Here is a 25,989-nt window from a genome sequence, read left to right on the forward strand (position 1 = left end):
GCCTTCTGGGCAAGGAGAATCGGGAGTGCTGACGTCCTGATCCTGCCGAGCCGAGAAGGCACTTGAAGTGAAACTACCGCACTCGTGGTCCAAGGCTGCGCCGCTGTTCGACGATGAGCGCCTCGTGTCGTGCGCGGGGCTGGTCCCGGTGATGGGGTTGGCCGAGCGGACGGGCCTGTCAGAGCTGATCTTGAGCAAGGTCGCCATCTGGGCGACCAGGGTGGCCTCGGCCGGGGCCAACCCGGCAGGCAAGCTGACCTCGATCATCGCCGGGATGGCCGCCGGCGCGGACAGCATCGACGATCTGGACGTGGTCCGCTCCGGCGGGATGCCGCGGCTGTTCGGCGATGTGTACGCGTGCGCGACGCTGGGCCAGTTTCTGCGGGAGTTCACCCACGGCCACACCCTGCAGTTGGCGTCGGTGGCGCGGGCGCACCTGGTCAACCTCGTCGAGCACAGCCAGTTGCTGCCCGGCATCCAGACCCAGGCGTATGTCGACATCGACTCGCTGCTGCGGCCGGTGTACGGGCATACCAAGCAGGGCGCGAGTTTCGGGCACACCAAGATCGCCGGTCGGCAGGTGCTGCGCCGGGGGCTGTCCCCACTGGCCACCACGATCAGCACCGGTGAAGGCGCGCCGGTGGTGGCCGGGATCCGGCTCCGGGCCGGTAAAGCGGGCTCGGGCAAGGGCGCGGCGTCGATGGTGCGCGAGGCTATCGGTACCGCCCGTGCCGCCGGCGCGACAGGCGAGATCCTGGTCCGCGGTGACTCCGCATTCGGCAACAGCGCGGTCGTGGGGGGCTGTGTCAAGGCAGGGGTGCGGTACTCGGTCGTGCTCACCAAGAACCCGACGGTATCCCGGGCGATCGGCTCCATCCCCGACCACGCCTGGACCCCGGTGCACTACCCGGGCGCGGTGACAGATCCCGACACCGGTGAACTGATCTCCGACGCCGAGGTCGCCGAGGTGGAGTTCACCGCGTTCGCCTCCACCAAGAACCCGACCACCGCAAGGCTGGTGGTACGCCGGGTGCGCGACCGGGCTCGCACCGAGGAGTTGTTCCCGGTCTGGCGCTACCACCCGTTCTTCACCAACAGCACCGAACCAACCGCGGCCGCCGACATCACCCACCGCCGGCACGCGATCATCGAGACCGTGTTCGCCGACCTGATCGACGGACCACTGGCGCACCTACCCTCGGCGCGCTTTGCCGCCAACGGCGCCTGGGCGATCTGCGCCACGATCGCCCACAACCTGCTCCGCGCCGCCGGAACCCTCGCCGGGCCGAAACACGCCCTGGCCCGGGGCGCCACGCTGCGTCGGCAGATCATCAACGTCCCCGCCCGGATCGCTCAACCGCAACGCCGCCGCGTCCTGCACCTGCCCGCGCACTGGCCCTGGGCCGACCACTGGACCGCCCTGTGGAACGGCGTGTTCGCAGTGGCGACCGGACCACCCGTCACCGCCTGACCCATCCACCGCCGCGCAGGCCCGACCGGAGAACCCCAGTGGAAAAGCTGGACAGACCAGCAGACTCGCCACGCCCACCCACGCCACCCACCAGCTCATGCCGACCAACGCCAGTCACGCCAGCGGCTCCACGGATTCAGGCTTAGTGGCAGCTGTCGCGGTCACGGGCTGGGGCATGGCCGTGGCGTTCGGCGGAAGCTGGCCATGGCGCCGGGGTCGATTCAAGGAAGACCGCGAGCTGTTCCGTGGCGGGTTGATGGTCAACGGCGACGTGCCGGTAGCGCTTCCCATCGAACTGCCCGCGGGCTACCAGGTGCCTGACAAACACGGGGTTGCCCGCCCCGTCGACGGCCCGGTAGACGCCACTTCGTTCAGCTTCCCTCCCACCGGGAAGGCAAGGGCCAAGAAACGTCTCGGGGAAGTCGAGCTGTGCGTCGAGTACGCCGAGAAGTCCGCGCATCGTTGCCCCACCGACGGCGGAGCAGCGACGATCGTGCGGACCGTTGACAGGATACGAGTGGTGATCACTCTGCAGGACCACAACGAAGCTAACAGGGTTGCTTGGCAGACCGTGCCGCTCACGACCGACCTCGAGAAAGTCGCCTGGCTGCAGTAGCACCCACGCTCCTGGATGTCGCGCTGATCGAGACGCAACCGCGTGGAAGCCGACTGCCCCAGACGCTCCGCCCTCGGTCCGGGAGAGGCGTCCCCGCTAGATTCGAGCAGGTGCGCTAGTGACCGCTAGGCGCAGGCCAGTCCAGGTGCGAAGCCAAACAGTGCCGAGGGATGCCAAACTCGTCGTCGAAGACCACCTGGGAGTGGGCGAACGGTGGCTGACGGAGGTTGACCTTCACAGCCCGCATGGGAAGAGGTGATCGCGCGTGCCGAACCGTCCGAACATCGTGTTGATCGTAGGTGAGGACATCGGTCGGATCGCCGGCTGTTATGGCGCTGGTTATGTGCGCTCGCCCAACCTTGACCGTCTCGCCGCGCGTGGGTGTCGGTACGACGAGGCGTACGCGACCTATCCTGTCTGCGCACCGTCACGGTCGACCATGGTGACTGGTCAGTACCCGATGAAGATCGGTACGCACCAGATGCGGTCCACGCTTGTGCATCCGCCGCGGTTGTTCACGCATGAACTCCGTGACGCGGGCTACTACGTGAGCTGGCCGACCAAGCTCGACTTCAACTTCGAGCCGACGAGCGGTTGGCGGGATGACGATCAACCCTGGATCGACAGATTGCGGGCTGGTGCCATGCCGGGCCAGCCATGGCTTGCCTATGTCAACCTCGCGATCACCCACGAGTCGTCCATGTGGCCTGACGAGGGTGAATACCCGGGCCGCGAAGGGCTGGACCACTGGAACCCGAAGGAAGTACGTCCGGCGCGCACCACCGATCCGGCTGACGTGCCAGTGCCGCCGTACCTGCCCGACACACCGGTCGTGCGCGGCGACATCGCTCGGCATGCCGACAACATCGCCGAGCTCGACTGGCAGGTCGGGGAGATTCTCGACGCGGTGGACGCCTCCGGCGTGGCGGACAACACCGTCGTGGTGTTCCTGTCCGACCACGGGCGTGGTCTGCCGCGGGAGAAGCGCTGGCCCTACAGCGCGGGGATCCACATGCCGCTTCTGATCAGCTGGCCAGGCGTCATCGAGCCGGGCAGCGTCAGCGATCGGCTAGTGTCGTGGGTCGATGTCGCGCCGACCTTCCTGTCGATCGCGGGCACGCCCATTCCGTCCGACTACGACGGTTCGGCGTTCCTCGGAGCCACCGAAGCACCACCCCGCGACTATGTTTTCGCCGGACGGGATCGTATGGACGAGTCCTTCGACCGGGTCCGCGTGGTACGTGATCGTCACTTCCACTACGTGCGCAACTTCTATCCGCAGATCCCGTACTGCCAGCGCAACCTGTACATGGAGAACATGCCGACGATGCAGGAGCTCCGCCGGCTCAGTGCCGCCGGCGATCTGAGCGGCGCTTCGGCGGTTTTCATGCCAGCGCGCAAGCCGGCCGAGGAGCTCTACGACCTGCGCTCGGACCCTGAGTGTGTGCACAACCTGGCCCTTGATCCACACCACGCTGATGTCCGAGAGCGCATGGGCGAGGAGTTGGATCGCTTCCTCGCCGAGATCGACGACCTGGGCGCCTGTCCGGAGCGGGACCTGGTGGCGAAGGGCGTTGTGGTCGACCGGATCGAGGAGTTTCGCGCCCGGCTCGGGCCGCTGCCCGCGGAATACCAGCGCGGCTACCCCATGGCGGTCTTCGAACCGGCCGACCTGGCCGACGACCAGTCCGGCGGCGCCTGAAGCCATATGCCAAGGGCGACCTGCTCCGTGGGGTCGGTTAGCCGGCCGGTGGCGCAGACCGGCTTGGCCCAGGGCGGCCCGCGGCGCAAAACGGCGAAGCGCCGGCGCCACCCAAGAAGCGTCGCTGGTGGCGAGTCCGTATCCGGACGTCGCGTGACGGTTTCGGGTCGGGTGCCGTTACTACCTCGGATCGTGTCCGGCCTTGCGGGACTGTTCGTCGGAGTGGGAGTCGTATGTCTGCCTGGGTTCGTCGTGCCTGGAGTTCTCGGGCAGGCACTACTGTCGCGGTGCGCGAGGAGGCCCCGTGAGGTGCAGCAACTGCTCCGCGCCGCTACCTCCGGACGCGAACACCTGCCCAGCTTGTGGGATGTGGGCAGCGGGGCCTCCGAAGACGGTGGCGCTGAAACCGGTGCGTAGCCTGGGCAATGCGCTGGGCGTACTGATCGGTGTGTCGATGGCAGCTGAAGTCGTGGCCGCGATTACCTCGGTCCTGGCAGCGCTGTCGCTGTCTGCCTACGACCCGGCCACCCGGTACGAATCGGTACCGCTGACGACCGCTGAGGCAGTCGACGCCGTAACGGCTCTTGCGTGGTATCTGCCAATCCTGGCCAGCGCGATCACCTTCATCGTCTGGCTCTTCCGTACGCGACACAACGCTGAGGTGCTGTGCGCCGTGCGGCATCGACGGGCCCGAGGTTGGCTGATCGCCGGCTGGATCGTCCCGGTCGTCAACCTGTGGTTTCCCCGACAGGTCGTCGACGACATCTGGCGCGCCAGTGACCCGAGCACTCCTGTCGACCGGATCACTCTCGACGAGCTGACTCGTTCCGGCCTGGTCAAAGCGTGGTGGGTGAGCTGGCTTGTCTGGCTGATTGGGGACCGCGTCGTCACCCGGATGACACTAGGTGGGGAAACCGTGAACGACCAAGTACACGCTTCGCTCGTCGCCTCCGTGTCAGCCGTACCGTTCTTGCTGGCCGGCGTCCTCGCGATCTTGGTGGTCAGGCGTGTCACGCGGTTTCAGCAGCTGCGTGGCAGCGAATCGGCCGGCTCCACGCCATGGGCGAGCCCGGCCGTCCAGCTGTAGACCGACACCAGCACAGACCGGAGTTCTCATGCGCCAGCTCGCCACCGTCACGGCTGCGGCACTTCTCGTCCTCGCAGGGTGTGCGCCCACAGCCGGTGAGGGACTAAGGACACAAGCCGTCGCCGAGACGACGGGTCCGAACGTGACCACCGCGTCGCCAGCGTCAACTCCGAGTGTCGCGGCCACGCCGACGGTATCGGCTCCCAAGGTCACGCCGTCTCCGACCGCCAAACCCAGCGCCACTCCACTGTCGAAGGAGCAGGCACGAGAGCGTTACCTGCTGATCGTGGAGCCTTACAACCGTTCGTTGGAAGGCCTCGAGAAGGCGTTCAACACGGGCAAGCCGATGAGCGAACTGCTGCTCGTCGCTGCGCGCGTGGAGGATTCGAACGCCACGCAGATTCGAGCGCTGCGCACAACGCGGTGGCCGGCGAACCTGCGAGCACCGATCGGGGACCTGATCGCCGAATCCAACGCGGCGCAACAATACTGGCGGCGGGCGGCAGCAGCCGGCACACGGCAGGAGCTCGGAGAGGCGGTGGTTGCTGCCGGGCGCCACGACGGCTCCGAACCCGCTGGAACGATCCGCAAGCGTCTCGGACTCGGCAGCTATGACGAGAACGACTACAGCTGAGCCGGCTCTCGTCGCAACGCACAGTTGACGACGCGTCCTGAGTTGTTCATACCTGCGCGCCCGTCGTCTCGGTCATGCTTGCCCCGTCCTCACCAGCCAGGTCGGCTCATGAGGCCAGACCGGGCCGTCGTTCATCAGGCAGTCGCGTTGAGGAGTTCGGCAGGCAACGGCAGCGCGTGCAGGACGGTGAGTGCGGACACGGCGCGGGTGAGTACGACGTACAGCCGGTTCAACCCGCGAGGTTCGGCGTCGACGATGTGGGCGGGTTCGACCGCGACGACGCCATCGAACTCCAAGCCCTTCGCCAGCGAGGCGGGCACGCACACGAGCCGGAAGTGTTCCAGGGCGTTCTCAGTACGCCCGAGCATGCCGGGGACCAGGCCAGCCCGGTCCAAGCGGGATCTCACCGGCTCGGCCGAGAGCACGTCGAAGACTCGCGCGATCTCCGTGTCGGCCGCGATGATGCCGATCGACCCCGCGCGTCCGCCCTGCTCGTCAATCCGCAAGCAGGCTTGGAGGATGTGATCGGCGGTCACCTCGTGCCCGTCGACCGCCATTACCGCCAGGGCGCCCTCGGCACGCCGCAGGCTCACGGGCTCGGCCAAGTCTGGTTGCAGGGCGGGCAGCAACCTGGCGGCGTACTCGATGATCGCGGCCGGGACCCGAAACCCGCGGGTCAGCTCCACCAGCTCGGCGGATTCGCTCGCCCCCAGTTGATCCAGCACGGCCTGCCACGAGGTCGTCGCGTACGGCGTGGTGGCCTGCGCAAGGTCGCCCAACACCGTCGCCGTACGACACCGCCGGCCGAGTGCGCGGAGCTGCATCGCCGAGAGGTCCTGTGCCTCGTCGACGACCAGATGGCCGCGGCGAGGCCCACGCTCGAGCAGGTCCCCAAGCTCGTCCAGGAGGACCAGGTCCGCTTCGGACCAGCGGGCGGACTTCACCGACCGGTATGGCTTTGGCCAGCGCAGGGCCTTCTGCTCCTCGGGCGTGAGCTCGCCACCCGTGGCCTCGGCGAGGAAGTCGGCATCCGACAGCAGCCGGTACAGCACCTGCTCCGGGGTACGTTGCGGCCACACCCGGTCGAGGATGCGCCTGACCGGCGCCGACCTGGCCACCGCGTTCTGGGTCCGATCGTCCGGAGTTCCGCCGCGCTGCTCCATGCGAATCAGCACGGCGTGAGCGAGCCGCTGTGCGAGCGTGGTGCGGCCGGCGGCATACCTGGTGGCGGTCTCGAGAACGCCCGCGACGATCTCGCGCACCTCGTAGTCCGGCACCCGGAAGCGACTCGCTCCCTGGCTGTAGACGAGCGCCTCCACGTCATCGCCGAGACGGGCGCCGGACCACAGAGCGCGCCGCGCGACCTCCGCCATCCGGGCGTCGCCTTTCACGGTGACCGTCGCCGTCGGCTCATCGTCGGCGGCCATCGCGTGGTCGGGGAAATAGCGTCGGATCAGATCCGGGAAGGTGAGCTGTTGGACGAAGACCTCGCCGAGTGCCGGGAGCACATGCCGGATGTACTGCAGGAACGACCGGTTCGGACCGATGATCGCGATCCCGCCGTCCCGGGCCAGGCGGGTCCGTTCGGCGTACAGCAGGTAGGCGATCCGGTGCAGGCCGACCGCGGTCTTCCCGGTGCCGGGCGCCCCCTGCACGCAGATCGTGGTGTCGAGTGGTGCCCGGACCAGGACGTCCTGATCAGGCTGGATCGTCGCGACGATGTCCCGCATCGGCCCCGATCGTGGCCGCTCGATCTCCGCGGTCACCAGGTTCGAGAAGCCCTCCGCGGGCGCCACCGGGCCGCCGCTCACCGGCTCGTCCTCGTACGCCGTCAACTCGACGTACCCTCTCGGCCCGGGCTCATGGGAGAAGCCGTGGCGACGGCGCACCAACACGCGCTGGGGGTCGGCCGGTCCGGCCCGGTAGAACGGTACGGCGACCGGAGCCCGCCAGTCGATCACCAACGGCGTACCGTCTGGCTCCCGGATGTGCCGGCGGCCGATGTAGATCCGGTCGACCGCGCCGCTGGACCCAGGCCCACGCTCGACGCGGTCGAACACCGCGCCCGGCTCGCAGTCCAGGCGACCGAAGAACAGCGGGATCTTCGGTTGGTCCAGCAGTATCTCGGCGCGGAGTTCTCGCGACCACTGGTAGAACTTGTTGTCCCAGTAGCTGTCCGCGCCGGCATAGACGATGGCCGGAGTATCGGTCTCGACGACCTCCGCGTGCATGAGCTCCAGTGCGGCATGAGCGGCTCCGAGGTGGGCGCGTTCGACGGCCAACTCGGGGTCCGCCCCGGTATCGATCGCTGCCTCGTTCGGCAGATCCGCGGCGGCGTTGGATTGGGCAGAGGGCATGACGGGGGCCTCCACGATGGTTGTCAGGCACTCGTCAGCAGTGGGCGCGGGCCCTCGCTCCGGGGCCGCCTCGAAGTGGGCGGCGCAACCGGCTCGTTTCGGTCCCTACTCTCCGACACTGCTGCCGTACGACAAGCCACCGGACATTACCAGTATGGGCGGGTTAGCGCCGATTCTCGTGTCTAGCGGTGGCGCGTCGGTGGCTCCAGGATGTTGGGCGGCTCCGGGCTGCTTTCGCCTATGGGCATGTGATTGTGATGGTCGTTGCGCCCGAAGCGGGTGATCGGTCAGGGTCGATCTGACTGCCTGTTGTGGCGGATTTCGGATTGTCGTCCGACCCGGATGTGATGAGCGAGCACGATCTCACTTGGAGTACGACGGCGGGAGAGACGCAGCGATGGCTGCCGTTGCGCTCTGTCGCCGCCAGTGATCGGCGTGTCACGTTGACCGCGATCGTGTCGCTTGCTGTAGTTGAATCGTGGAACAAGCAGCGATATCCACCCCAGAAGCGGCCCGTCGGGGCAGTGAGTACTTCGCCGCCCCAGCAGCGGCGAACCAGCGTCGTTACGAGGCACTGCGCGCGTACCTGTTCGAGGGAGTCTCAGCGGCGGAGGCGGCGACCCGCTTCGGCTACACCCTGACGACGCTGCAGTCGCTGGTGCGGGACTTCCGGGCCGGACGCTGCGAGTTCTTCCAGAGCTCGCGTCCGGGCCCGAAGACGGCCCCGGCCAAGGAAGCGGCCCGCACCAGGATCATCGAGCTGCGCCGGTTGGGCCACTCGGCCCACGAGATCGCTGCCGCGCTCGCCGAGGAGGACACTCCGCTCAACCGCACCGGGGTCGCCGAAGTCCTGGCCGAGGAAGGGTTCCCACGCTTGTGGCCCCGTCCGCACGCCGAGCGCGGCCTACCCCGACGCGAATCCCAGCCCCGCACCAAGGTGATCGACTTCGCCGTCCTGCCCGCCCACGCCGACACCCGGATGGCCGGGCTACTGCTGACCATCCCCGATCTGGTGGCACTGGACCTGCCCGGCCTGGTGCGGGCCGCGGGCTATCCCGGCACGTCTGTGATCCCGGCGATCAGCTCGATCCTGTCGCTGCTGGCGATCAAACTCACCACCACCCGCCGCGTCTCCCACATCGACGACATCGCCACCGACCCCGGTGCGGCGTTGTTCGCCGGGCTGACCAGCCTGCCCAAGGCCACCGCGCTGACCACCTACTCCTACCGGCTCGACCACACCCGGCAACAACGATTCCTTGCCGCACTGGACAAAGCCAGCCTCGCCGCAGGGCTCGCGCACGGCGAGGCGATCAACCTCGACTTCCACGCCGTCATGCACTGGGGCGCCGACCCCGCGTTGGAAAAACACTACGTGCCCAGACGTTCGCAACGCACCCGCTCAGTGTTGACCTTCTTCGCCGAAGACGCGGCCACCCACACCCTGCTCTACGCCAACGCCGACCTCGCCAAAGCCAACCAGAACAACGAAATCCTCGCCTTCGCCGACCACTGGCGCACAACCTCCGGAGCGGACCCGAAACTGTTGATCTTCGATTCCAAGGTCACCACCCAGGCCCAGCTCGCCGACCTCGACGCCCGCGGCATCGCCTTCATCACCCTGCGCGCCCGCACCCCGAAACTCACCGAACACCTACATGCCTTGCCCGCCAAGGACTGGACACCACTCACCATCGCCCGAGCGGGCGGGAAAACCCGCCGTGTCCGCGTGATCGAAGACCCCGCCGCCACACTCTCGGCCTACCCCAGCACGCTACGCCAACTCGCCATCACCGGACTCGGGCACGACGAACCCACCATCCTGATCACCAACAATCGCACCACCCCGACCAAACACGTGATCGAGGCCTACGCCAGGCGGATGAACATCGAACAACGCCTCGCCGAAGCCATCCGCTCCTTCGGCCTGGACGCCCTCGCCGGCGCGGTCCCCCTCAACATCGACCTCGACGTCGTGCTCTCCGTACTCGCCCACACCATCTGCGCCGCGCTCCGCCGACGCCTCCCCGGCTACGCCACCGCCACACCCGACACCCTGCAACGCCGATTCCTCTCCACCGGCGGCACAATCGAAAACCGCGATAACGAAACCATCGTCCGCCTCGACCGACGCGCCTACTCACCCGTCCTCCGCCACGCCGACCTCCCCACCACCGAAGTCCCCTGGTGGGGCGGACGACACCTCCGCTACGAATACGAGTGATCAAACTGGGGTTGAATCCGCTGCGCGAGAATCAGCGTTAGGGCTAGACCCGCGGATGAGCACAGGCCCTGCCTGGTCGCCACGCTGATGACGTGTCGTAGAGACAAACACAGCAGTGTTGCTGCTCGATGACTCCGGCGTGCGGGTCGCGGCCACGACAGCGCGCGACGGCATGTGGAGACCCATCACTCCCGAACTGCGTGGAGTACTGGGTGATCCGGACATCCGGGACAGATCGGCCGCGCGCCCAACTTCTGGAGGCGGTAGCACGGCTTGGTCAGGTCAAGAGCGTGCCATCGCGAAGTTACACTCGGTGACACAAGTGGTCGCGGACGGAGACCCTGCAGTCGGGGACCAATGGGTTGCGAAGGGGTCGTCGTCCCGGCATAGGGGGAAACATGAACATTGGGAAGAGGGAAACCGCGGTAGTTTTCATCGATCCTCAGAACGAGGTGCTGGCAGAAACCGGGCTGGCGTGGCCGTTGGTCCACGAAAGCCTGCGGGAGATCAACACCATCGAGAACATGGAACGCATCTTCGAGGCGGCGAAGGCGAACGGGTTCGAGGTCTTTATCTCTCCGCACTATTTCTATCCGACGGACCGAGGGTGGAAATTCAACGGGCCACTCGAAGCAGACGAGGCTGAGTCCGGAATGTTCGCTCGCAGGGGAACCTTGAACCTCGACGGCCTGGAAGGGTCCGGCGCTGACTGGCTGGAGCGTTTCAAGCCCTACATCGAGGACGGCAGGACCATCGTGGCCGCTCCGCATCGCGTCTGGGGGCCAGAGACCAACGACCTGGTTCTACAGCTCCGCAAACGGCGGATCACCAGTGTCATTCTCGGCGGAATGCTTGCCAACATCTGCGTCGAGTCTCACCTGCGCGAACTGCTGGAGCAGGGGTTCGAGGTGGCCGTCGCCAAAGACGCGACAGCTGCACCAAAGCATCCTGAGTGGGGCTACGGGTATGAGGCGGCCCTCATCAACTACGCGTTCCTCGCCCACGCGGTCCTGACCACGGACGAAACCGTCAAGGCGATGGAGCAGGGTAACTCCTGACCGACGAACGCCGGGCCCGCGGACCTGGTTGACCGCAGCCACCGACGCGTCGAGGGTGCGCAGCCACGGCACGATCGCCGTCCGGTTGTGACTCAGGCACCATGACGCGCGCCGCACCCGAGCGTGCCGGTCACCATCGGCCCTGTGTGTGGCGTGGCTACTGCACGCGCTCGATCGCCCTGTCGCGGCACGGCGCCCCCTGTCGACAACTTGGTATGGTGCCCAGGTTGTGCCGCTCGGAGCGATTCGGCGGCTCTCGAAGGAGAGGGGCAAGGCGAACCATGCAGGCGACAGAGGCCCAGCGTGCGGTGGCTGCGGCCATGTCGATCGCCTCGTCACTCGGACTGCCAGCCGACGACGCAATCATTCTCAATGACTCGAACAAGCTCACTCTGCGTCTTCTACCTTGTGACGTCCTGGCCCGGGTGGCGCCTGAGGACGAGCAGGTCGCACAGTTCGAGATCGACCTTGCTCAACGCCTCGCCGAATCCGGGAGCCCGGTGGCTACACTCGAGCCCCGAGTGCAACCGCGTGCCTTTGAGCGTGACGGCTTCGTGATCACGCTGTGGACCTACTACGAACCCGTGGCAACTGACGTGGTCTCACCAGCCGGCTACGCCAATGCGCTCGAGCGGCTCCATGCCAGTATGCGCAAGCTCGATGTCCCGACACCGCACTTCACAGATCGAGTTGAGAGTGCCCAGCAACTCCTGGCAAGCCGAGACCTCACCCCAGCGCTTGCTGACGCCGACCGGGAGCTCCTCAGCAACACGTTACGAAGTTTGAGACGAGCGATCGGCGAACGCGGCCCGGCCGAGCAGCTTCTGCATGGGGAGCCGCATCCAGGCAACGTGCTCACCACGAAGAACGGGCTGCTGTTCATTGACCTTGAAACGTGCTGCCGTGGCCCTGTCGAATTCGACCTCGCCCATGCAGCCGAAGAGGTCGGCGAGAACTACCCAGGTGTCGATCAAGACCTGCTGCGCGAGTGCCGGATCCTCGTTCTGGCGATGATCACGACGTGGCGGTGGGATCGAGGCGACCAACTCCCGAACGGGCGCGAGCTGGGCGCAGAATGGCTGGGCCAGATGCGAGCGGAACTCGGTCGCTAGACGCCGGATACCCACAGCTGATCGCCGGCCAGGACATCGATGTCCCGACCGGCATGCGCTATCGGCCTGCGCGATTCATGGGTGCACGACTGTGGCGCCTCGCGTACGTCTCAGATGTGGAAGGACTCGACGCGTACGCGCGCCAGGTCCTCGCGCCAGTGTCGGTGGACGCCGTTGTCGTCGAGGTAGCGGGCGAACTCTTTCCAGCGGGTGGGCAGAGATCTCGGCTCGGTGCCGTTGCGGAGTGCGAAGGCGAGTGCGTGTCCGGCCGCTTCGCCGATGCTCCATTCGATCGGGTGGTAGCGGTAGCAGCCGTTGGCAAGGTGGGTGGTGCCGATGTTCTTCGCGCCCATCAGGAGGTTCCGCATGCCGCGGGGGACCAGCGAACGGAGCGGGATCTCGAACGGATAGGTCGCCAGGAAGAGGCCGCCCGGATGCGCGCGGGTGCGGTGGATGTCGATGGGGCCGACGCCGGTTCCCACCGAGTCGGTGTACCGCGTAGCCGTCTTGTCGGCGTTGCGCTGGCGTGTCCGCGCCGCCACGCCGACGTCGTTCTCGGTGATGGTCTGCTCGGCGCTCGCGCGGCGCGATTCGCGGACGTAGGGGTGGGCCGCGAATCCGGTCGGTGTGCCGATGGCCCCCGGTACGCGGAAGATCCCAGGCCAGCCGCGCCCTGAGCCGTCCGGGCGCGGGTAGTGCCGCTGGAAGTACTCGATGAGGCCGCGCGTCTGCTCGGTGGCACGCGCCACGGCGGCCGCGAACGCGGAAGTGTCGGGGCGACCGTTCACCGGGATCAACAGGCGCGCGCGGTGGTCGTTCTCGGCTTGGTTGAGCAGCGTGATGTCGCCGAGGTAGGCGTCGCGCAGATACCCGCGGTATCGGACACGTCGGTACTGCCAGAAGTTGCGGCCGTCCTCCCACAACCAGTCCCGGCTTGGATCAAAGACGTCCCTGTGGTTGGAGCCGAACTTTTGGTAGACCGCAGCGAAGTCGGCATAGGCGGTGGTGTGAACACCGTCTCTGGGGCGGCCCGGCGCATAGCTGAGGGCGGCGACCATCGTGAAGGGCTGCTGGCAGGACGGGTCGGCATTGGTCCAGTGGTTGTGCGGTTCGCGACGCCGCCGCCGGCGATCAGGACATCTGGCTGAAGGATCTCGGCCGTGGAGGTCGGGCTGGGTGTCGGCGAAGTACTTCCGGCTGGGGCCGGTTGCGCTTCCACCGCACTGGCTCCTCTGGGGCGCAGGAGGGCCGCGGTGGCGCCGGATCCAACAGCGGCACCTGCCACTCCTACCACGCCCGCGCGCAGCAGCGAACGTCGCGTCGTGCTCACGTTGAAGTTCCCCCCGCGGACTGGACACCTGGAGACTGGGACGTGTGAGCCCAGAGGAAGTAGTGCCAGGTGGGAACCAAGAGCAACATGAGTAAGCGGTATACCGAGGAGTTCAAGCGGGACGCGGTCGCGCTGGTGCGCTCCTCGCCGGAGCGGACCGTCACCGAGATCGCGCGGGAGCTCGGGGTCAGCCCGGAAGGGCTGCGCGGTTGGGTCAACCGCGATGGGGCCGACCGGGGCGAGGGCCGGCCTGGGGAACTGACCAGCACCGAACGTGAGGAGCTGAAGCGACTGCGCAAGCAGACCGCCGAGCAGCAGAAGACGATCGAGATCCTCCGCAAGGCGGCCGCCTATTTCGCCACGGAGACGATACGGTGATCCGCTTCCGTTTCGTTGAGGATCACCACGATGCCTGGGGCGTCAAGCGGATCTGTCGAGTGCTGGAGATCTCCCGCTCCTCCTTCTATGCGTGGCGGGCGGGTAGGCCTGCCGCCGAGGCCCGCGCCCGGGAGGAGGACGTCCTGGCCGGGGAGATCGCCGAGATCCACCGCGACTCCATGGGGGCCTACGGTGTCCCGCGGGTGCACGCCACCCTGCGCCGCAGCGGGCGGGCGGTCAATCGCAAGAAGGTGGAGCGGATCATGCGAGAACGCCGGATCCGCGGCATCACACGGCGTCGGCGCCGCAGCCTGACCAAGGCCGACACCACGGCTGCGCCGGCGCCGGACCTGATCGCCCGCGACTTCACCGCGAAGCGGCCCGGCACGAGACTGGTCGGCGACATCACCTACCTGCCCACCGCCCAGGGCTGGTACTACCTCGCCACCGCCATCGACCTGGCGACCCGCGAGGTGCTCGGCTGGTCCATGGCTGACCACCACCGCGCCGATCTGGTCATCGACGCCCTGCGCATGGCCCACGCCCGCGGCGACTTGGAGGAGGACTGCATCTTCCACAGCGATCGCGGCAGCGAGCTTAGGTTCAAGGGGTCGTAGCAACACCGTCCTAGGAAACTAAGGATAGGTGGTCTTTGAACGCTTCGGCGGGTGTTCTCCATCCGAGTGTTTTGCGGGGACGTGTGTTGAGGGTGGAGGCTATGGCGTCGAGGTCGGTGATGCTGTGCCGCGACAGGTCGGTTCCTTTGGGGAAGTACTGGCGCAGCAGGCCGTTGGTGTTCTCGTTGGTGCCGCGCTGCCAGGGTGAATGGGGGTCGCAGAAGTAGATGTCCAGACCGGTTTGGAGTTTCAGCTGTAGGTGTTGAGCCATCTCGGCTCCTTGGTCCCAGGTCAACGAGCGGCGCAACTGCTCGGGCAGGCCGCCGATCTGGGCCGCGATCGCGTCGCGCACCGCCAACGCGCCGTGTCCGGCTAACGGTGGGCCGTTCTTCGTCGGTAGGGTGAGTCCGTAGCTCTCCATCCGCGGCAGGTGCAGCAGGACGGTGAACCGCGTGGTGCGCTCGACAAGCGTCCCGATTGCCGATTGGTTGAGTCCGATGATGAGTCGGGTAGCGGGGACGCATTACTGCGTCCCCGCCCCCTCAGAACCGTGCAAGCAGCTATTCACCGCACACGGCTCAAGCAAGCCCGAAAGGCGCACCGGCAGGAGAAGGTGCGGGACTCGTCATCACGGCGGCTCCGTTCCGCCGTTGACAATGGGTGTGGAGGAGACGGACTCGTTGATCGCCAGGCGTGCTCTCCTCCGGGAATGCGATGTATTGCTTGGAGATCGCCTTCCGGATGACGACCCGCCATGCTTCCCATTCTTGTGGGCTTTGTGGCGGGTGGTCGGCGTGCAGCAGGAGCCCTCCGCAGACCGAGCAGCGGCCGTGTTGAGCCTGTAGGAGGCGCACGGTCATAGCGGCGACTGGCAGAGGTGTTCCCTTGCGGCGCCGCTGAGCCCAGTATGACTCCAGGGTGGGGTCGTCCGGGGACGCCTTCCCCTTGACCAACTGGTGCCGGACTATCTTCGTCCAGGAGAACTTGAGCAGGTAGGCGCCGCTGTCGCGGTCACCGAACACCCATCGGTCCCTCCTGGTCTTGTTGAACCGGCCGAAGTACTTGTCGCAGATCCAGTGCTTCGGCTTGTTCGGGTGGCCGTGCTTGGCCCACTTGTAAGCGAGCTTCCACATGTAGCTGTCCAGCGCCGTGAAGATTTCGCTGGACACCACCGTCCGGTAATAGGCCGACCAACCCCGCACAATCGGGTTGATCTTCTTGAGTACCGCACCAGCGTTGGCCCCTCGCAGGGCCAGCATTTCGGTGCGCAGCCGTTCCCGGATCCGTCGTTGAGCCGCTGCACTCGGTTTGATCAGCAGCTTGCCGTGATAGCGGCGGACATTGAATCCCAGGAAGTCGAACCCGCTCTCCGCGTGGACAATGCGTGTCTTGCCCTCGTGGAAGGCGAGCCCCCGGGGCGTCAGCCATACCGCCAGCCGTTCCTTGACCTGTTCGGCCTGCTCACGGCTGGTGCACATCGCGACAAAATCATCTGCGTACCGCACCAGCACGGGGCTACCGCTCTGCGCACTCCCGGCATCTCTGCCGGAGGTGTAATAGCGGACCCCTGCGGCTTCCTCCATCCCATGCAAGGCCACGTTGAAGAGCAAAGGGCTAATAACCCCGCCCTGCGGAGTTCCCTCCTCGGTCGGGGCGAACCGACCGCGATCCACGACCCCGGACTTCAGCCACTGCCGGACCAGTCCCCGGGCTGGGAAGGTGCCGAGCGCCGCCATGAGCCGGGCATGGTCGATACGGTCGAATGCCGCCGTCAGGTCAGCGTCGAGCACCCACGCACGCTGCGGGTTCTTCCCGTTGAGCGTGGAGTAGATGGCCCCGATCGCGTCGTGACAGCCGCGGCCAGGCCGGAAGCCATACGACTTCGGCTCGAACCGCGCTTCCCACTCGGGCTCCAGTGCACCCAATGCCACAGCTTGCAGGCATCGGTCAACAATCACTGGAATCCCGAGCCCGCGCTTCTTCTTCGTCCCCGGCTTGGGGATAAACACCCGCTTGACGGGCCAGGGAATCCACGGTCGGGCACGGTGCTGGACCCAGTCGGCCAGAGCGGCCTTTGACTGGGAAAGCAACACCACCTTCCCGTCGACTCCCGCCGTCGCACGTCCCGCGTTGATCTCCGTCACCCGTCGCACGCTCAGGAGCGTGTTCGAGCGGGACCGAAGCATCAGCTTCTGCAAATTGCGGACCTTCCTCAGGTCCCCTGCCTGCGATGCCGTGAAGATTCTCTGCCGCAGACGTCGTACGTCTTCCTCGACCCGCCGCCAGTCAACCGACGCCCAGTCCAAGTCTTCGCCCTCGGGTCCGTTCACCAGCGCGGAGGCGGCAGAACGACCGAGGCCGTTCCGTCCCGCGATCAACATGGTGTCCAACTTGCCCCTCGGTTCCGTCGTCTTTCTTCAGTGATCTCTGCACAGGCTCACCTGGCCCACGTCAGCACCCTTTCGGGCCGGGCAGCACACCCGTATCCGGACGGTTATGCGGGGCGGCCGGCGGAGAGGCCGGCCATACTGCCCCGGGTTCCCGTTTCCTTTCGGCTTCCGGCATTGGCTTCTTGGGTCATCCTGTTCCCGCTGGGGAATTTAGCCTTCCTCACAGTCGGCCGACCGGGCTCCTAACAGCCCGGACCCCAACGGGGTTTCCACGTTCCACACGAATGAGATACGACCGGGGTGGGTGCTCCCTTTACCCCGAGGCGGCGGTGTCCACCTGGCCGGAGTGACCTCTACCAGCCAGCGCCTACCGCTTCACAACGGCTAGCCATACACCCCACTAAGAACTTCCATCGGCGAGGCTTGGGATCACGAGGCATCATCGGGAGTTCACTTTCGTTCACCCGTCCGGTCTTCCCCTTGCCTGTAACTCCCGGATGGAACGGGAGTCCTTGGGCTTTCCCCTGAGCTTCGCACCACCCCGTTACCGGCGTCGCACGTCAAGGGCGGGGACGGGCCATACGGACACAGACCCGTGACTGCACCTACGGCCTTATCAACCGCCTCTCCAACTGGACAGTCCACTCAAATTCGTGCGGCTTCGTGTCGCACGGTCGCCTTCCCAATGCCCTGGAACGGCCCGGTCCTCAACCTCAGCAGGCCGGTTGGTGATCAGCACCTCGGGCGTGACGAACTTCTTGCCCCGTCCACGGGTGCGGGCGCGGGGAACTCGAAGGGCACGGCCAGTGCGTAGGCAGGCAGTCAACTCGCGCTTGAGGGCGCCACGCCCTTGGATGTATAGGGCCTGGTAGATCGTCTCGTGCGAGATCCGCATTGACTCATCATCACCGAAGTCGACCTGCAGCCGCTTGCTGATCTGCTCGGGACTCCACGCAACTCCCCAGCGCCGGTCCGCGCGGCGGCCGTGACGCCTTCCCTTCCACGGCACGTTCGGTCCCGGGATCGGCCGGCCCTCGGCGTCGCGGACCACTCCTGCCAGCCGCTGTTCGACATAGCGACGGAGCCGATCGTTGACGGCCAGCTTCGCGACCTTCGGGCGCTTACCGCGACTCTCGGCGTGCCACTGGGCAACGGATGCGCGGTAGTCCACACGCCCGCCGCGGGTGGCGGCGTTGCGGCGCAGCTCCCGAGAAATCGTCGAGGGGCTGCGACCCAGCTGTGAGGCGATCTGACGAACCCCATGGCCTTCGACTCTCAGCAGCGCGATCTCCTCACGCTCAGTGAACGACAGATACCGACCCGACGGCTCGGCAAGACTGATCGGTGGCATGCCGCCACCCTCACGGAACCAGCGCGATCCCACTGGCACCGACACGCCGCACGCGACAGACGCGTCCTCACTCGACAATCCCTTCCTGACCTCACGCCAGAACCGTCGCTGGACCTCGCGAGCGTTGCCGCCTGGCCGACCCGACGACCGCATCGCCGGCCTTCCCGTAACAGCTGTCGTCCATCCCGGCGGACGCCCCATCCACACACCTCCCTCTTCGAGGTGTTGCGACGACCACTGGAATCCGCCGAGTACACCTCACGTGAGTTCCGCAGCGAGATACACAAGTTGACGATGCGCCAGAGCATGGGTCGAGTGGGATCGTGCTACGACAACGCTGCCGCCGAGAGCTTCTTCGCGATCTTGAAAGCAGAGATCGGGACCGAGGTCTGGCTCAGCAAACAGGCCGCCCGCGCCGACGTGTTCACCTTCATTGACGGGGCTCGTTTGAAGTTCCCCAGACCTGCTCACTGAAATTCCCCACCCGTGTGGCTCCGCTTGAAGCGGTCGGGCTCCTTCGAGACTGGCGGTCTCTGACCACGCGCCATCTCGAAGGAGCCCTCGCTTCCCATGTTGACACGGGAGGACGATGTGGACGCACATGCGCTGCATCGCCGGGGCTGGACGATCTCTGCGATCGCCCGGCATCTGGGACATGACCGTAAGACCATCCGCGCCTATCTGAACGGGGACAGGGTCGCCGGGCAGCGCCGCCCGGCCGGGCCGGACCCGTTCGAGCCGTTCATCGGTTACTGCCGTGAGCGGCTGGTGGAGGACCCGCATCTGTGGGCGCAGACCCTCTTCGATGAGGTCACCAAGCTCGGTTACGCCCGTTCGTATCCGAGCTTCACCCGACAGCTGCGCACCCAGCGGCTGCGGCCGCACTGTGAGCCGTGCTCACCGGCCAAAGGCCGCCCCGCCGCGGTGATCGAGCACCCGGCCGGTGAGGAGACCCAGTGGGACTGGGTAGAACTGCCCGACCCGCCGCAGCAGTGGGGCTGGGGTGGCAAGGCGTTCTTGCTGGTCGGGGCGCTGGCGCACTCTGGCCGCTGGCGCGGTGTCCTGGCCGCGTCGATGGATCAGCCGCATCTGGTGGACGCCCTGGACCGCACGACTCGTGCGCTCGGTGGGCTGAGCAGGGTGTGGCGGTTCGATCGGATGGCCACCGTCTGCCACCCCGCTTCGGGAAGGATCACCTCCTCCTTCGCGGCGGTGGCCAAGCACTACGGCGTGCAGGTGGCGATCTGCCCGCCGCGGCGCGGGAACCGCAAGGGCGTGGTGGAGAAGGCCAACCACACCGCCGCGCAACGGTGGTGGCGCACCCTGCCCGATGAGCTCACCCCCGAGCAGGCCCAGGCCAGCCTGGATGACTTCTGCCAGCTACGCGCCGATGTGCGGATCCGCGCCACCGCCGACGGCAAGGCCTCCGTGGCCGCCCTGGCCAACGCCGAGGGTGAGCGTCTGAGGCCGGTGCCTGCCAGGCCGTTCCCCGCCACGATCACCGTGCAACGCCTCGCCTCGGCACAGGCGCTGGTCGCCTACCGCGGTAACCGCTACTCGGTCCCACCCGAACTCGCCCACGCGACCGTGACCGTCTCCCACCGGCTCGGCGCCCACCACCTCGACATCGCCACCACCAACGGCACCGTGATCGCCCAACACCGGCTCGCGATCGACGGCGCCGGGGTGATGGTCCGCGACCACGGCCACGTCCACGCCCTCAACCACGCTGCCCTGACCGCGTTCACCGATGCCGCCCCGCACCGACGCAAGCAGCGCATCCCACCCGGACCCGCCGCCCGAGCAGCCGCCGACCAGCTCCGCACCCGCCACCAAGCCGCCGACCCCGGCCGCGGCGAGGGCCCACCCGACCAGGGCGTGGTCATCGACCTGGCCCGCTACGCAACCGCAGCCAAAGGAAGGAACACCCTCACATGACCACCACGACCACGACCATGACGCCTGCGGGGCCGAGAACACCGGCCCAGGCCAGCCTCTACCAGCAGCTGCGTGCCCACCTGGCCACGTTGAAGCTGCACGACGCCGCCGAGCACCTGCCCGCCGTGCTGGCCGCCGCCGAGACCGAGCAACTGTCGATGACCGCAACCCTGGAACGGCTCCTGGCGATCGAGGTCGACGCCAACCAAGCCCGCCGCCTGGCCGGCCGGCTCCGGTTCGCGTCCCTGCCCACCCCCGCGACCCTGGCCGACTTCGACTACGACGCCGCACCCGCCGTGGACAAAAAACTGATCGAGGAACTGGCCACCTGCCGCTACCTCGAGTCCGCCACCAACGTCCTGCTCATCGGTCCACCCGGAGTGGGCAAGACCCATCTGGCCGTGGGACTTGGCCGCGCCGCCGCCGAAGCCGGCTACCGCACCTACTTCACCACCGCCGCCGACCTCGCCGCCCGCTGCCACCGCGCGGCCATCGAAGGCCGCTGGGCCACCACCATGCGCTTCTTCGCCGGCCCCACCCTGCTCGTCATCGACGAACTGGGCTACCTGCCCCTGCCCGGTGAAGCCGCGTCCGCCCTGTTCCAAGTCGTGTCGCAGCGCTACCTCAAAACCTCGATCGTCCTCACCACGAATCGCGGTGTCGCCTCCTGGGGTGAGGTCCTCGGCGACACCACCGTCGCCGCCGCCATGCTCGACCGACTCCTCCACCGCAGCGTCGTCCTCAACTCGACGGAGACTCCTACCGACTCCGCAACCACCACGCCCGAGCCGACACACTCCGACAAGCCGCCACCGGCACCCGCCGACCACTACAGTGACCGCACCACCAGGTGAGGAACTTCGATAAGCAACCCTGGGGAACTACGGCGAGCGCCATCATCATCGAGGTGAACTACAACCGCCGAAGGCTCCGCAAGGACCCCGAACTGGGCTACGTCACACCACTCGAAGCACGCCTCAGATACAGTCCACACACAACCCTTGCCGCGTAGAAGTTGAGTGTCCACTCCGCGGGGGGAACTTCACGTTGTTCTCGATTCGAGGTTTGTCCGCGGTTCTGGACTCGGTTGACAGCGCCGCCGTCGGAACCTAGCTCCGTACGCCCTTGGGAAGCAGCCAACGGTTCTTCACCGCAGTGGGCCAGACCGTCTGGACGCCCTGGGCGGTGAGCACGCTCGTGAGCTCGCTCATTCGGCTGGCCCTCACGGTGCGCGGGTCGGTCTTGCGCGTGACGCAGAACGCAGCAACGATGCCGGCGGCCTCTCCGATGCTCCATTCGGAAGGGTGGACCCGGTAGGCGCCGTTGGTGACATGGGTGGTGCCTAGGCACTTACCACCTGCGAGGAGATTGGCGACGTTGTTCGGAATCAGCGCCATCAGCGGAATCTGGTACGGGTAGCAGCGCTGCCACAGGCCCGTAGGGTCTTTGGGGCCGCCGTGGATGTCAAGCCAGTAGTGACCGGTTCCCACCGAGTCGGTGAACTGGGCGGCTGTGCCTTGGGAATCCGGTAGCCCGGTGAGGGCGACCCGGTTGTCGACCTCGACATGCCACTCGAAGATGCGGCCGATGCTCTGGATTCGACGGCCCTCACGGATGTAGGGCGTCTTGGCGATGCCATCCAGGGTCCCGGAGACGTCCGGGCGCAGCCGCAACGCGGGATAGTCGGTGCCCCCGTCTGGCCGTGGAACCTCGTTCTGCAAGTAGTAGAGCATCGACAGCGACAGCTCCTTGGCGGCTGCGGTGTTGGCCGCCTTGGCAGCGTCGTCAACGCCAAGGAGGACTCCGGACTTGAAGTCGTTGCAGGCGAAGTTGAGCAGCGACACGTCCTCGAGGACTGATCCGGAGGTGAAGTTACTCAGTGCGGAGACGCGGCGGTACTGCCAGAAGTTGGGGCCGTCGTCCCAGGAGTATTCCTTGCTCGGATCAAAGAGGTTGTCCGCGAAGAACGTGCGGAAGCTTGGTTCGTGGGTCACGTAGCTGGCGGGCTTGCTGACCCGGTTGTCACTACCGCCACTGCGCGGGTATCCGATTGCCATCACCATGGTGAAAGCCTGCTGGTCCATCGGATCGGCCGTGGGGTTCGGGTTGTTCAGTTCCCCTGTGCCGCCGGAGGCCTGCGCGCCCCCCTTTTCGCGGCCAACCGTGTGGTTGGCTCTGGCGAGGGGGAGGATGTCGCCCAGGTCGGTGGCGTCGATGAAGTAGGAGCCGAACGCGTAACGTTTCACTCCGTCGGGACCCTGGAGGCCGAGCGACTCGATTCGCCCGTTGATCATCGCTGCCGAGACGGTCGGTGGTTGAACAGCACGTGAAGTTTTCCGCCGGCCATGTACGGCATCAGAAGGTTCCAGAGGCACGCACGCCACACTGCGGGGTCGGCCGCCAGCCGAGAAACCCACGCCTTGCCGGGGTTGGGCTCGCCGGCTGCCTTGAAAGCGCTGGTGACCGGGTAGTTCGACTTGTAGAAGCCGCGAACGGCGGCGCGAAGATCCTTGTACGCCTTGGTCTGCCCGTAGCCGCCGGCACTGGGCTCGATCCACAGATGCTCGTCCGGCGGAACCAGTTGTGTCGTGAACTGGCCACCGATCCAGTCGGTCTCCTCAGTCAGCAACACGGTCGCACCGGTGCGCAGAGCACCCAGAGCAGCGGCCGCTTCCGCTGCCACCACCGACGACAACCACGTCGGCACGGTAGGTGTCGATTGTGGGCGCATCACCTGCCGCAGCGGCGACCTCGGCCCTGTTCAGAACGGCGGCGCCCGTCGCCGCCGCTGTCACCCCACCCAGAAGCGCCCTACGCGAAACAGACACAGCTCCCCAGCCCCCAGTCCACCCCAACGCGTCACGATCTAGGCGCGTCACCGGCGAGCAGAATGCCAGAGATCACGAGCTCTTTCCATACTGGGTTCCGTCATGCGCAACATGCCGGGATTAGTCATTTTGCGGCATTTCGCCCGCGCTCGATAACGGGACGGTAAAGATCGTCCGGTGCCCGTAACTCGACCGTCTGATCTGACGATTTCTTTGGTGCACCACCGCGTCGGCGCGAAGGCTTGTTCGTTCTGGGGCTCCGTGATCCAACCGTGATGCAACCCTCCCGGCATCCGGGAACTGATGACCTTCGCCGATCGGAAATGGGGAAGTACTCATGATCACGGTGGGGAAGTGGATGTGGCCCTGTCGCTGTCGCTTCGCGGGTCGTCGAGGTGCTGAAGATCTGATCGTTGGCGGACCAGAGCCACTGGCTTCACACGGTCGGTGGCTCTGACCTGCTCGCGACTGGCGCGAGACGGACACGGAAGGACTGGGTTGTGAACAAGGCGTTCATGAAGCGCGGTGCGATCGCGGGTGCAGTCGTCGCGGCTGCTACTGCCCTTATCGCCGGCTCGGCCGGTGTCGCCAGCGCGACGCTCGACCCGAAGGACGGCTACAACTACTTCGGGACGATCTACTCCTGCTCCGGCAAGACGGCGGTCCGGATCGTCAACGCGAGCACGAAATGCAAGCCCGGCGAAGGCGCGATCAAGTGGCCGGGCAAGGCTGTTCCGGGTCCGAAGGGCGAGAAGGGCGACAAGGGTGCGACCGGCCCGAAGGGAGCCACTGGCGCCCGTGGTCCCGTGGGCCTGACTGGTCCTGCCGGCCCGAAGGGAGCCACTGGCGCGCAGGGGCCCGCTGGCCCGAAGGGCGACGCGGGCGCTGCTGGTGGCGACGGTCAGGACGGCGTATCCGACCTGACGACCGGTGCCGGCTACACGAGCGTCTGGAAGGGTGACGGCGGCGCGGAGCTGCACGAGACCATCCAGAAGTGCCCGGAGGGCCAGTACGCGCTCAGCGGCGGTTTCTCGACCTTCGGTGGCGACTCGAAGGACCTCGGCGGCGACAACAAGAACATCCAGGTCACGGTGTCCGCGCCGTACTTCGAGGGCGAGTACGAGCCGGTGCACGGTGACTACTTCCGCGCGACGGAGTGGGTCGTGCGCGGCTACAACCACGGCGAGACCGACCAGGTGGTCCGGGCGTTCGCGATCTGCGCGGACATCGCGGACGCCGAGTAGGCGCCGTACCTGCCAGGGGCCGGAAGGCTCGGCCCCTGGCCACATCTCCACAGGCCACATCTCCACAGGCCACCTCTCCACAGGGCACCCTGCCAACCGACAGGCCCGACCTCACAACTCCGTGCGCTGAACTCGTTGCCGTCGGCGACGGTCCTGCACTGCGGCGGGCTACTTCGTGCGCTCGGCGTCGATCGTGAGAGCGTTGGCGTCGATGCTCGGGATGCGGCGGCGACGACAGACGTTGGCCCCTCGTCGTATTGGTGCTCTGAAAGCCGACCGAGCACCGCTGGTGTTCCTGCCACGTCCTTCGTGGCCGGGTGTGCTTGCTGAGAGGCGGGTTTCGTGACCGGGCGGGCAGAGGTACCGGCCGTCGGAGGCGATCGGGGCGCCGCACCTGCTGTTGCTCCGGTTGGGCGTGGCCTGTTGTTGCCGGTGCCGTTGGCGGTGTCGGTGTCGGTTCTGGGCGGCGCGTGTTCCGCGGCGCAGGCCTTGGTGAACGGTCGGCTAGTGTTCCCCGCCGGAAATTCGTATGTTAAATCGGTATGATGGTGTCCGTGGCTCGTACTGGGCGGCCGAAGGCCGAGTTGGTGTTGTCTGCTGGTGAGCGGGAGCAGTTGGTTCGTTGGTCGCGTCGGGCGAAGTCGTCGCAGGCGTTGGCGTTGCGGTCGCGGATCGTGTTGGCGTGTGCGGTGCCGGGGGCGGTGAACAAGCAGGTGGCGGCTGACTTGGGGGTGTCGCCGAACACGGTGAACAAGTGGCGTCGGCGGTTTGTGGCCAAGCGGTTGGACGGTTTGGTCGATGAGCCGCGGCCGGGTCGTCCACCGTCGATCTTGTTGGACAAGGTGGAGGAGGTGGTGGTTGCGACGCTGGAGGAGACGCCGGTGAGTGCGACGCACTGGTCGCGGAGGTCGATGGCGGCGCGTTCGGGTTTGTCTGAGTCGACGATTGGGCGGATCTGGGCGAAGTTCGAGTTGAGACCGCATCGCAGTGATGGGTTCAAGCTCTCCACGGATCCGTTGTTCGTGGAGAAGGTGGTCGATGTGGTCGGCCTGTACCACAACCCGCCGGAGCGGGCGGTGGTGTTGTGTGTGGATGAGAAGTCGGGCATGCAGGCGTTGGACCGCTCCCAGCCGGTGCTGCCGGCCATGCCCGGGATGCCGGAGCGGCGCAGCCACGATTACGTCCGCCACGGTGTGACCAGCCTGTTCGCCGCGTTCAACATTGCCGATGGCACGGTGATCTCCCAGACCCACCGACGACGCCGCGCCCTGGAGTTCAAGAAGTTCCTGATCGCGATCGACAAAGCGGTCCCTGCCCAACTCGACGTCTACCTCGTCTGCGACAACCTTTCCACTCACAAGACCCCCGCCATCAACGACTGGCTCGCCCGCCATCCGCGCTTCCACATGCACTTCACCCCGACCGGGGCCTCCTGGCTCAACCAGGTGGAACGCTGGTTCGCCTTCCTCACCGACCAACTCCTACGCCGCGGCGTCCACAAAAGCGTCCAGGCGTTGGAGAAAGACGTCCGCGAATGGATCAAGAACTGGAACACCGACCCGAAACCGTTCGTCTGGAAGAAGACAGCCGAAGAAATCCTCGACTCCCTCGCCCGATATATCGCACGAATTTCCGGCGGGGAACACTAGGCG

The 25,989-nt window shown here is 66.6% G+C and carries 20 protein-coding genes and 3 pseudogenes; 16 read left to right on the forward strand and 7 right to left on the reverse strand.

Annotated features, from left to right (window positions below):
* Nucleotides 1-67 precede the first annotated feature (67 nt).
* The 6 genes and pseudogenes from HEB94_RS27725 (at nucleotide 68) to HEB94_RS27745 (ending at nucleotide 5,510) form a co-directional block, all read left to right on the forward strand.
* A complete protein-coding gene (locus HEB94_RS27725; protein WP_192752618.1) occupies nucleotides 68-1,471 on the forward strand; it encodes an IS1380 family transposase in 1,404 nt (467 codons plus the stop codon).
* A gap of 97 nt (nucleotides 1,472-1,568) precedes the next feature.
* Nucleotides 1,569-2,087: a hypothetical protein gene (locus tag HEB94_RS27730; protein ID WP_192752619.1), complete on the forward strand. Its 519-nt coding sequence runs from the start codon at nucleotides 1,569-1,571 to the stop codon at nucleotides 2,085-2,087.
* Between the two features lie 286 nt (nucleotides 2,088-2,373).
* Nucleotides 2,374-3,789 (forward strand): sulfatase family protein, encoded by a 1,416-nt coding sequence (locus HEB94_RS27735; protein WP_337918557.1) that lies wholly within the window; start codon nucleotides 2,374-2,376, stop codon nucleotides 3,787-3,789.
* Nucleotides 3,790-4,093: 304 nt separating this feature from the next.
* Nucleotides 4,094-4,156, forward strand: a pseudogene (locus tag HEB94_RS55120) (zinc-ribbon domain-containing protein); the annotation flags it as partial.
* 27 nt (nucleotides 4,157-4,183) lie between these two features.
* The gene (locus tag HEB94_RS27740; RefSeq protein ID WP_192752621.1) at nucleotides 4,184-4,876 is read left to right on the forward strand and encodes a DUF4328 domain-containing protein; all 693 of its coding nucleotides are present in this window, start codon (nucleotides 4,184-4,186) and stop codon (nucleotides 4,874-4,876) included.
* 28 nt (nucleotides 4,877-4,904) lie between these two features.
* Nucleotides 4,905-5,510 (forward strand): dihydrolipoyllysine-residue succinyltransferase component of 2-oxoglutarate dehydrogenase complex, encoded by a 606-nt coding sequence (locus HEB94_RS27745; protein WP_192752622.1) that lies wholly within the window; start codon nucleotides 4,905-4,907, stop codon nucleotides 5,508-5,510.
* Nucleotides 5,511-5,644: 134 nt separating this feature from the next.
* On the opposite strand, the gene HEB94_RS27750 is transcribed toward HEB94_RS27745, so the two are convergent.
* Entirely contained in the window at nucleotides 5,645-7,867 is a 2,223-nt protein-coding gene (locus tag HEB94_RS27750) for a HelD family protein (protein ID WP_192752623.1), read from the reverse strand.
* Between the two features lie 478 nt (nucleotides 7,868-8,345).
* Here HEB94_RS27750 and HEB94_RS27755 point away from each other — a divergent pair, with 478 nt between their 5' ends.
* The 3 genes from HEB94_RS27755 to HEB94_RS27765 all read left to right on the forward strand — a co-directional run bounded on the left by HEB94_RS27755 (nucleotide 8,346) and on the right by HEB94_RS27765 (nucleotide 12,261).
* Nucleotides 8,346-10,091 carry a helix-turn-helix domain-containing protein gene (locus HEB94_RS27755; protein WP_192748203.1) on the forward strand — a complete coding sequence of 582 codons (1,746 nt, stop codon included), beginning with the start codon at nucleotides 8,346-8,348 and terminating at the stop codon, nucleotides 10,089-10,091.
* A gap of 398 nt (nucleotides 10,092-10,489) precedes the next feature.
* On the forward strand, nucleotides 10,490-11,149 hold the full coding sequence (locus HEB94_RS27760; RefSeq protein ID WP_192752624.1) for a cysteine hydrolase family protein: 660 nt from the start codon (nucleotides 10,490-10,492) through the stop codon (nucleotides 11,147-11,149).
* 281 nt (nucleotides 11,150-11,430) lie between these two features.
* Nucleotides 11,431-12,261, forward strand: coding sequence for a phosphotransferase enzyme family protein (locus tag HEB94_RS27765; protein WP_192752625.1), 831 nt, complete (start codon nucleotides 11,431-11,433; stop codon nucleotides 12,259-12,261).
* Between the two features lie 110 nt (nucleotides 12,262-12,371).
* Here the strand turns inward: HEB94_RS27765 and HEB94_RS27770 are convergent, their stop codons facing one another.
* Nucleotides 12,372-13,319 carry an FAD-dependent oxidoreductase gene (locus HEB94_RS27770; RefSeq protein WP_192752626.1) on the reverse strand — a complete coding sequence of 316 codons (948 nt, stop codon included), beginning with the start codon at nucleotides 13,317-13,319 and terminating at the stop codon, nucleotides 12,372-12,374.
* 359 nt (nucleotides 13,320-13,678) lie between these two features.
* Between HEB94_RS27770 and HEB94_RS27775 the strand changes: the two genes are divergently transcribed.
* Nucleotides 13,679-13,969, forward strand: a complete 291-nt coding sequence (locus HEB94_RS27775; RefSeq protein WP_192752627.1) for a transposase — start codon at nucleotides 13,679-13,681, stop codon at nucleotides 13,967-13,969.
* Nucleotides 13,966-14,586: an IS3 family transposase gene (locus tag HEB94_RS27780; RefSeq protein ID WP_192752628.1), complete on the forward strand. Its 621-nt coding sequence runs from the start codon at nucleotides 13,966-13,968 to the stop codon at nucleotides 14,584-14,586. Before HEB94_RS27775 ends, HEB94_RS27780 begins: the two co-directional genes overlap by 4 nt.
* Nucleotides 14,587-14,596: 10 nt before the next feature.
* Here the strand turns inward: HEB94_RS27780 and HEB94_RS27785 are convergent.
* The 3 genes and pseudogenes from HEB94_RS27785 to HEB94_RS27795 form a co-directional block, all read right to left on the reverse strand.
* Nucleotides 14,597-15,091 (reverse strand): annotated as a pseudogene (locus tag HEB94_RS27785) (IS30 family transposase); the annotation flags it as partial.
* A gap of 73 nt (nucleotides 15,092-15,164) precedes the next feature.
* The gene (ltrA, locus tag HEB94_RS27790; RefSeq protein WP_192748948.1) at nucleotides 15,165-16,967 is read right to left on the reverse strand and encodes a group II intron reverse transcriptase/maturase; all 1,803 of its coding nucleotides are present in this window, start codon (nucleotides 16,965-16,967) and stop codon (nucleotides 15,165-15,167) included.
* 682 nt (nucleotides 16,968-17,649) lie between these two features.
* A pseudogene (locus HEB94_RS27795) lies at nucleotides 17,650-18,528 on the reverse strand (transposase); the annotation flags it as partial.
* Nucleotides 18,529-18,549: 21 nt separating this feature from the next.
* Between HEB94_RS27795 and HEB94_RS27800 the strand changes: the two are divergent.
* The 3 genes from HEB94_RS27800 to istB all read left to right on the forward strand — a co-directional run bounded on the left by HEB94_RS27800 (nucleotide 18,550) and on the right by istB (nucleotide 21,119).
* Nucleotides 18,550-18,801: a hypothetical protein gene (locus HEB94_RS27800; RefSeq protein WP_192752629.1), complete on the forward strand. Its 252-nt coding sequence runs from the start codon at nucleotides 18,550-18,552 to the stop codon at nucleotides 18,799-18,801.
* Nucleotides 18,802-18,897: 96 nt separating this feature from the next.
* Nucleotides 18,898-20,265 carry a Mu transposase domain-containing protein gene (locus HEB94_RS27805; RefSeq protein ID WP_192752630.1) on the forward strand — a complete coding sequence of 456 codons (1,368 nt, stop codon included), beginning with the start codon at nucleotides 18,898-18,900 and terminating at the stop codon, nucleotides 20,263-20,265.
* Complete coding sequence (istB, locus tag HEB94_RS27810) at nucleotides 20,262-21,119, forward strand: IS21-like element helper ATPase IstB (RefSeq protein ID WP_202896582.1); 858 nt, start codon at nucleotides 20,262-20,264, stop codon at nucleotides 21,117-21,119. Before HEB94_RS27805 ends, istB begins: the two co-directional genes overlap by 4 nt.
* A 255-nt stretch (nucleotides 21,120-21,374) precedes the next feature.
* Here istB and HEB94_RS27815 read toward each other — a convergent pair whose 3' ends face one another.
* A complete protein-coding gene (locus tag HEB94_RS27815; RefSeq protein WP_337918028.1) occupies nucleotides 21,375-22,511 on the reverse strand; it encodes an FAD-dependent oxidoreductase in 1,137 nt (378 codons plus the stop codon).
* A 44-nt stretch (nucleotides 22,512-22,555) separates the two neighbouring features.
* A complete protein-coding gene (locus tag HEB94_RS51190) occupies nucleotides 22,556-22,951 on the reverse strand; it encodes an FAD-dependent oxidoreductase (RefSeq protein WP_337918558.1) in 396 nt (131 codons plus the stop codon).
* A gap of 642 nt (nucleotides 22,952-23,593) precedes the next feature.
* Here HEB94_RS51190 and HEB94_RS52760 point away from each other — a divergent pair.
* Nucleotides 23,594-24,337 carry a hypothetical protein gene (locus tag HEB94_RS52760; protein WP_273376561.1) on the forward strand — a complete coding sequence of 248 codons (744 nt, stop codon included), beginning with the start codon at nucleotides 23,594-23,596 and terminating at the stop codon, nucleotides 24,335-24,337.
* A gap of 545 nt (nucleotides 24,338-24,882) precedes the next feature.
* Nucleotides 24,883-25,986 carry an IS630 family transposase gene (locus tag HEB94_RS27825; protein WP_192756705.1) on the forward strand — a complete coding sequence of 368 codons (1,104 nt, stop codon included), beginning with the start codon at nucleotides 24,883-24,885 and terminating at the stop codon, nucleotides 25,984-25,986.
* The last annotated feature ends 3 nt before the right edge of the window (nucleotides 25,987-25,989 follow it).

The sequence above is a fragment of the Actinopolymorpha pittospori genome (assembly GCF_014873875.1).
Lineage (GTDB): Bacteria > Actinomycetota > Actinomycetes > Propionibacteriales > Actinopolymorphaceae > Actinopolymorpha > Actinopolymorpha pittospori.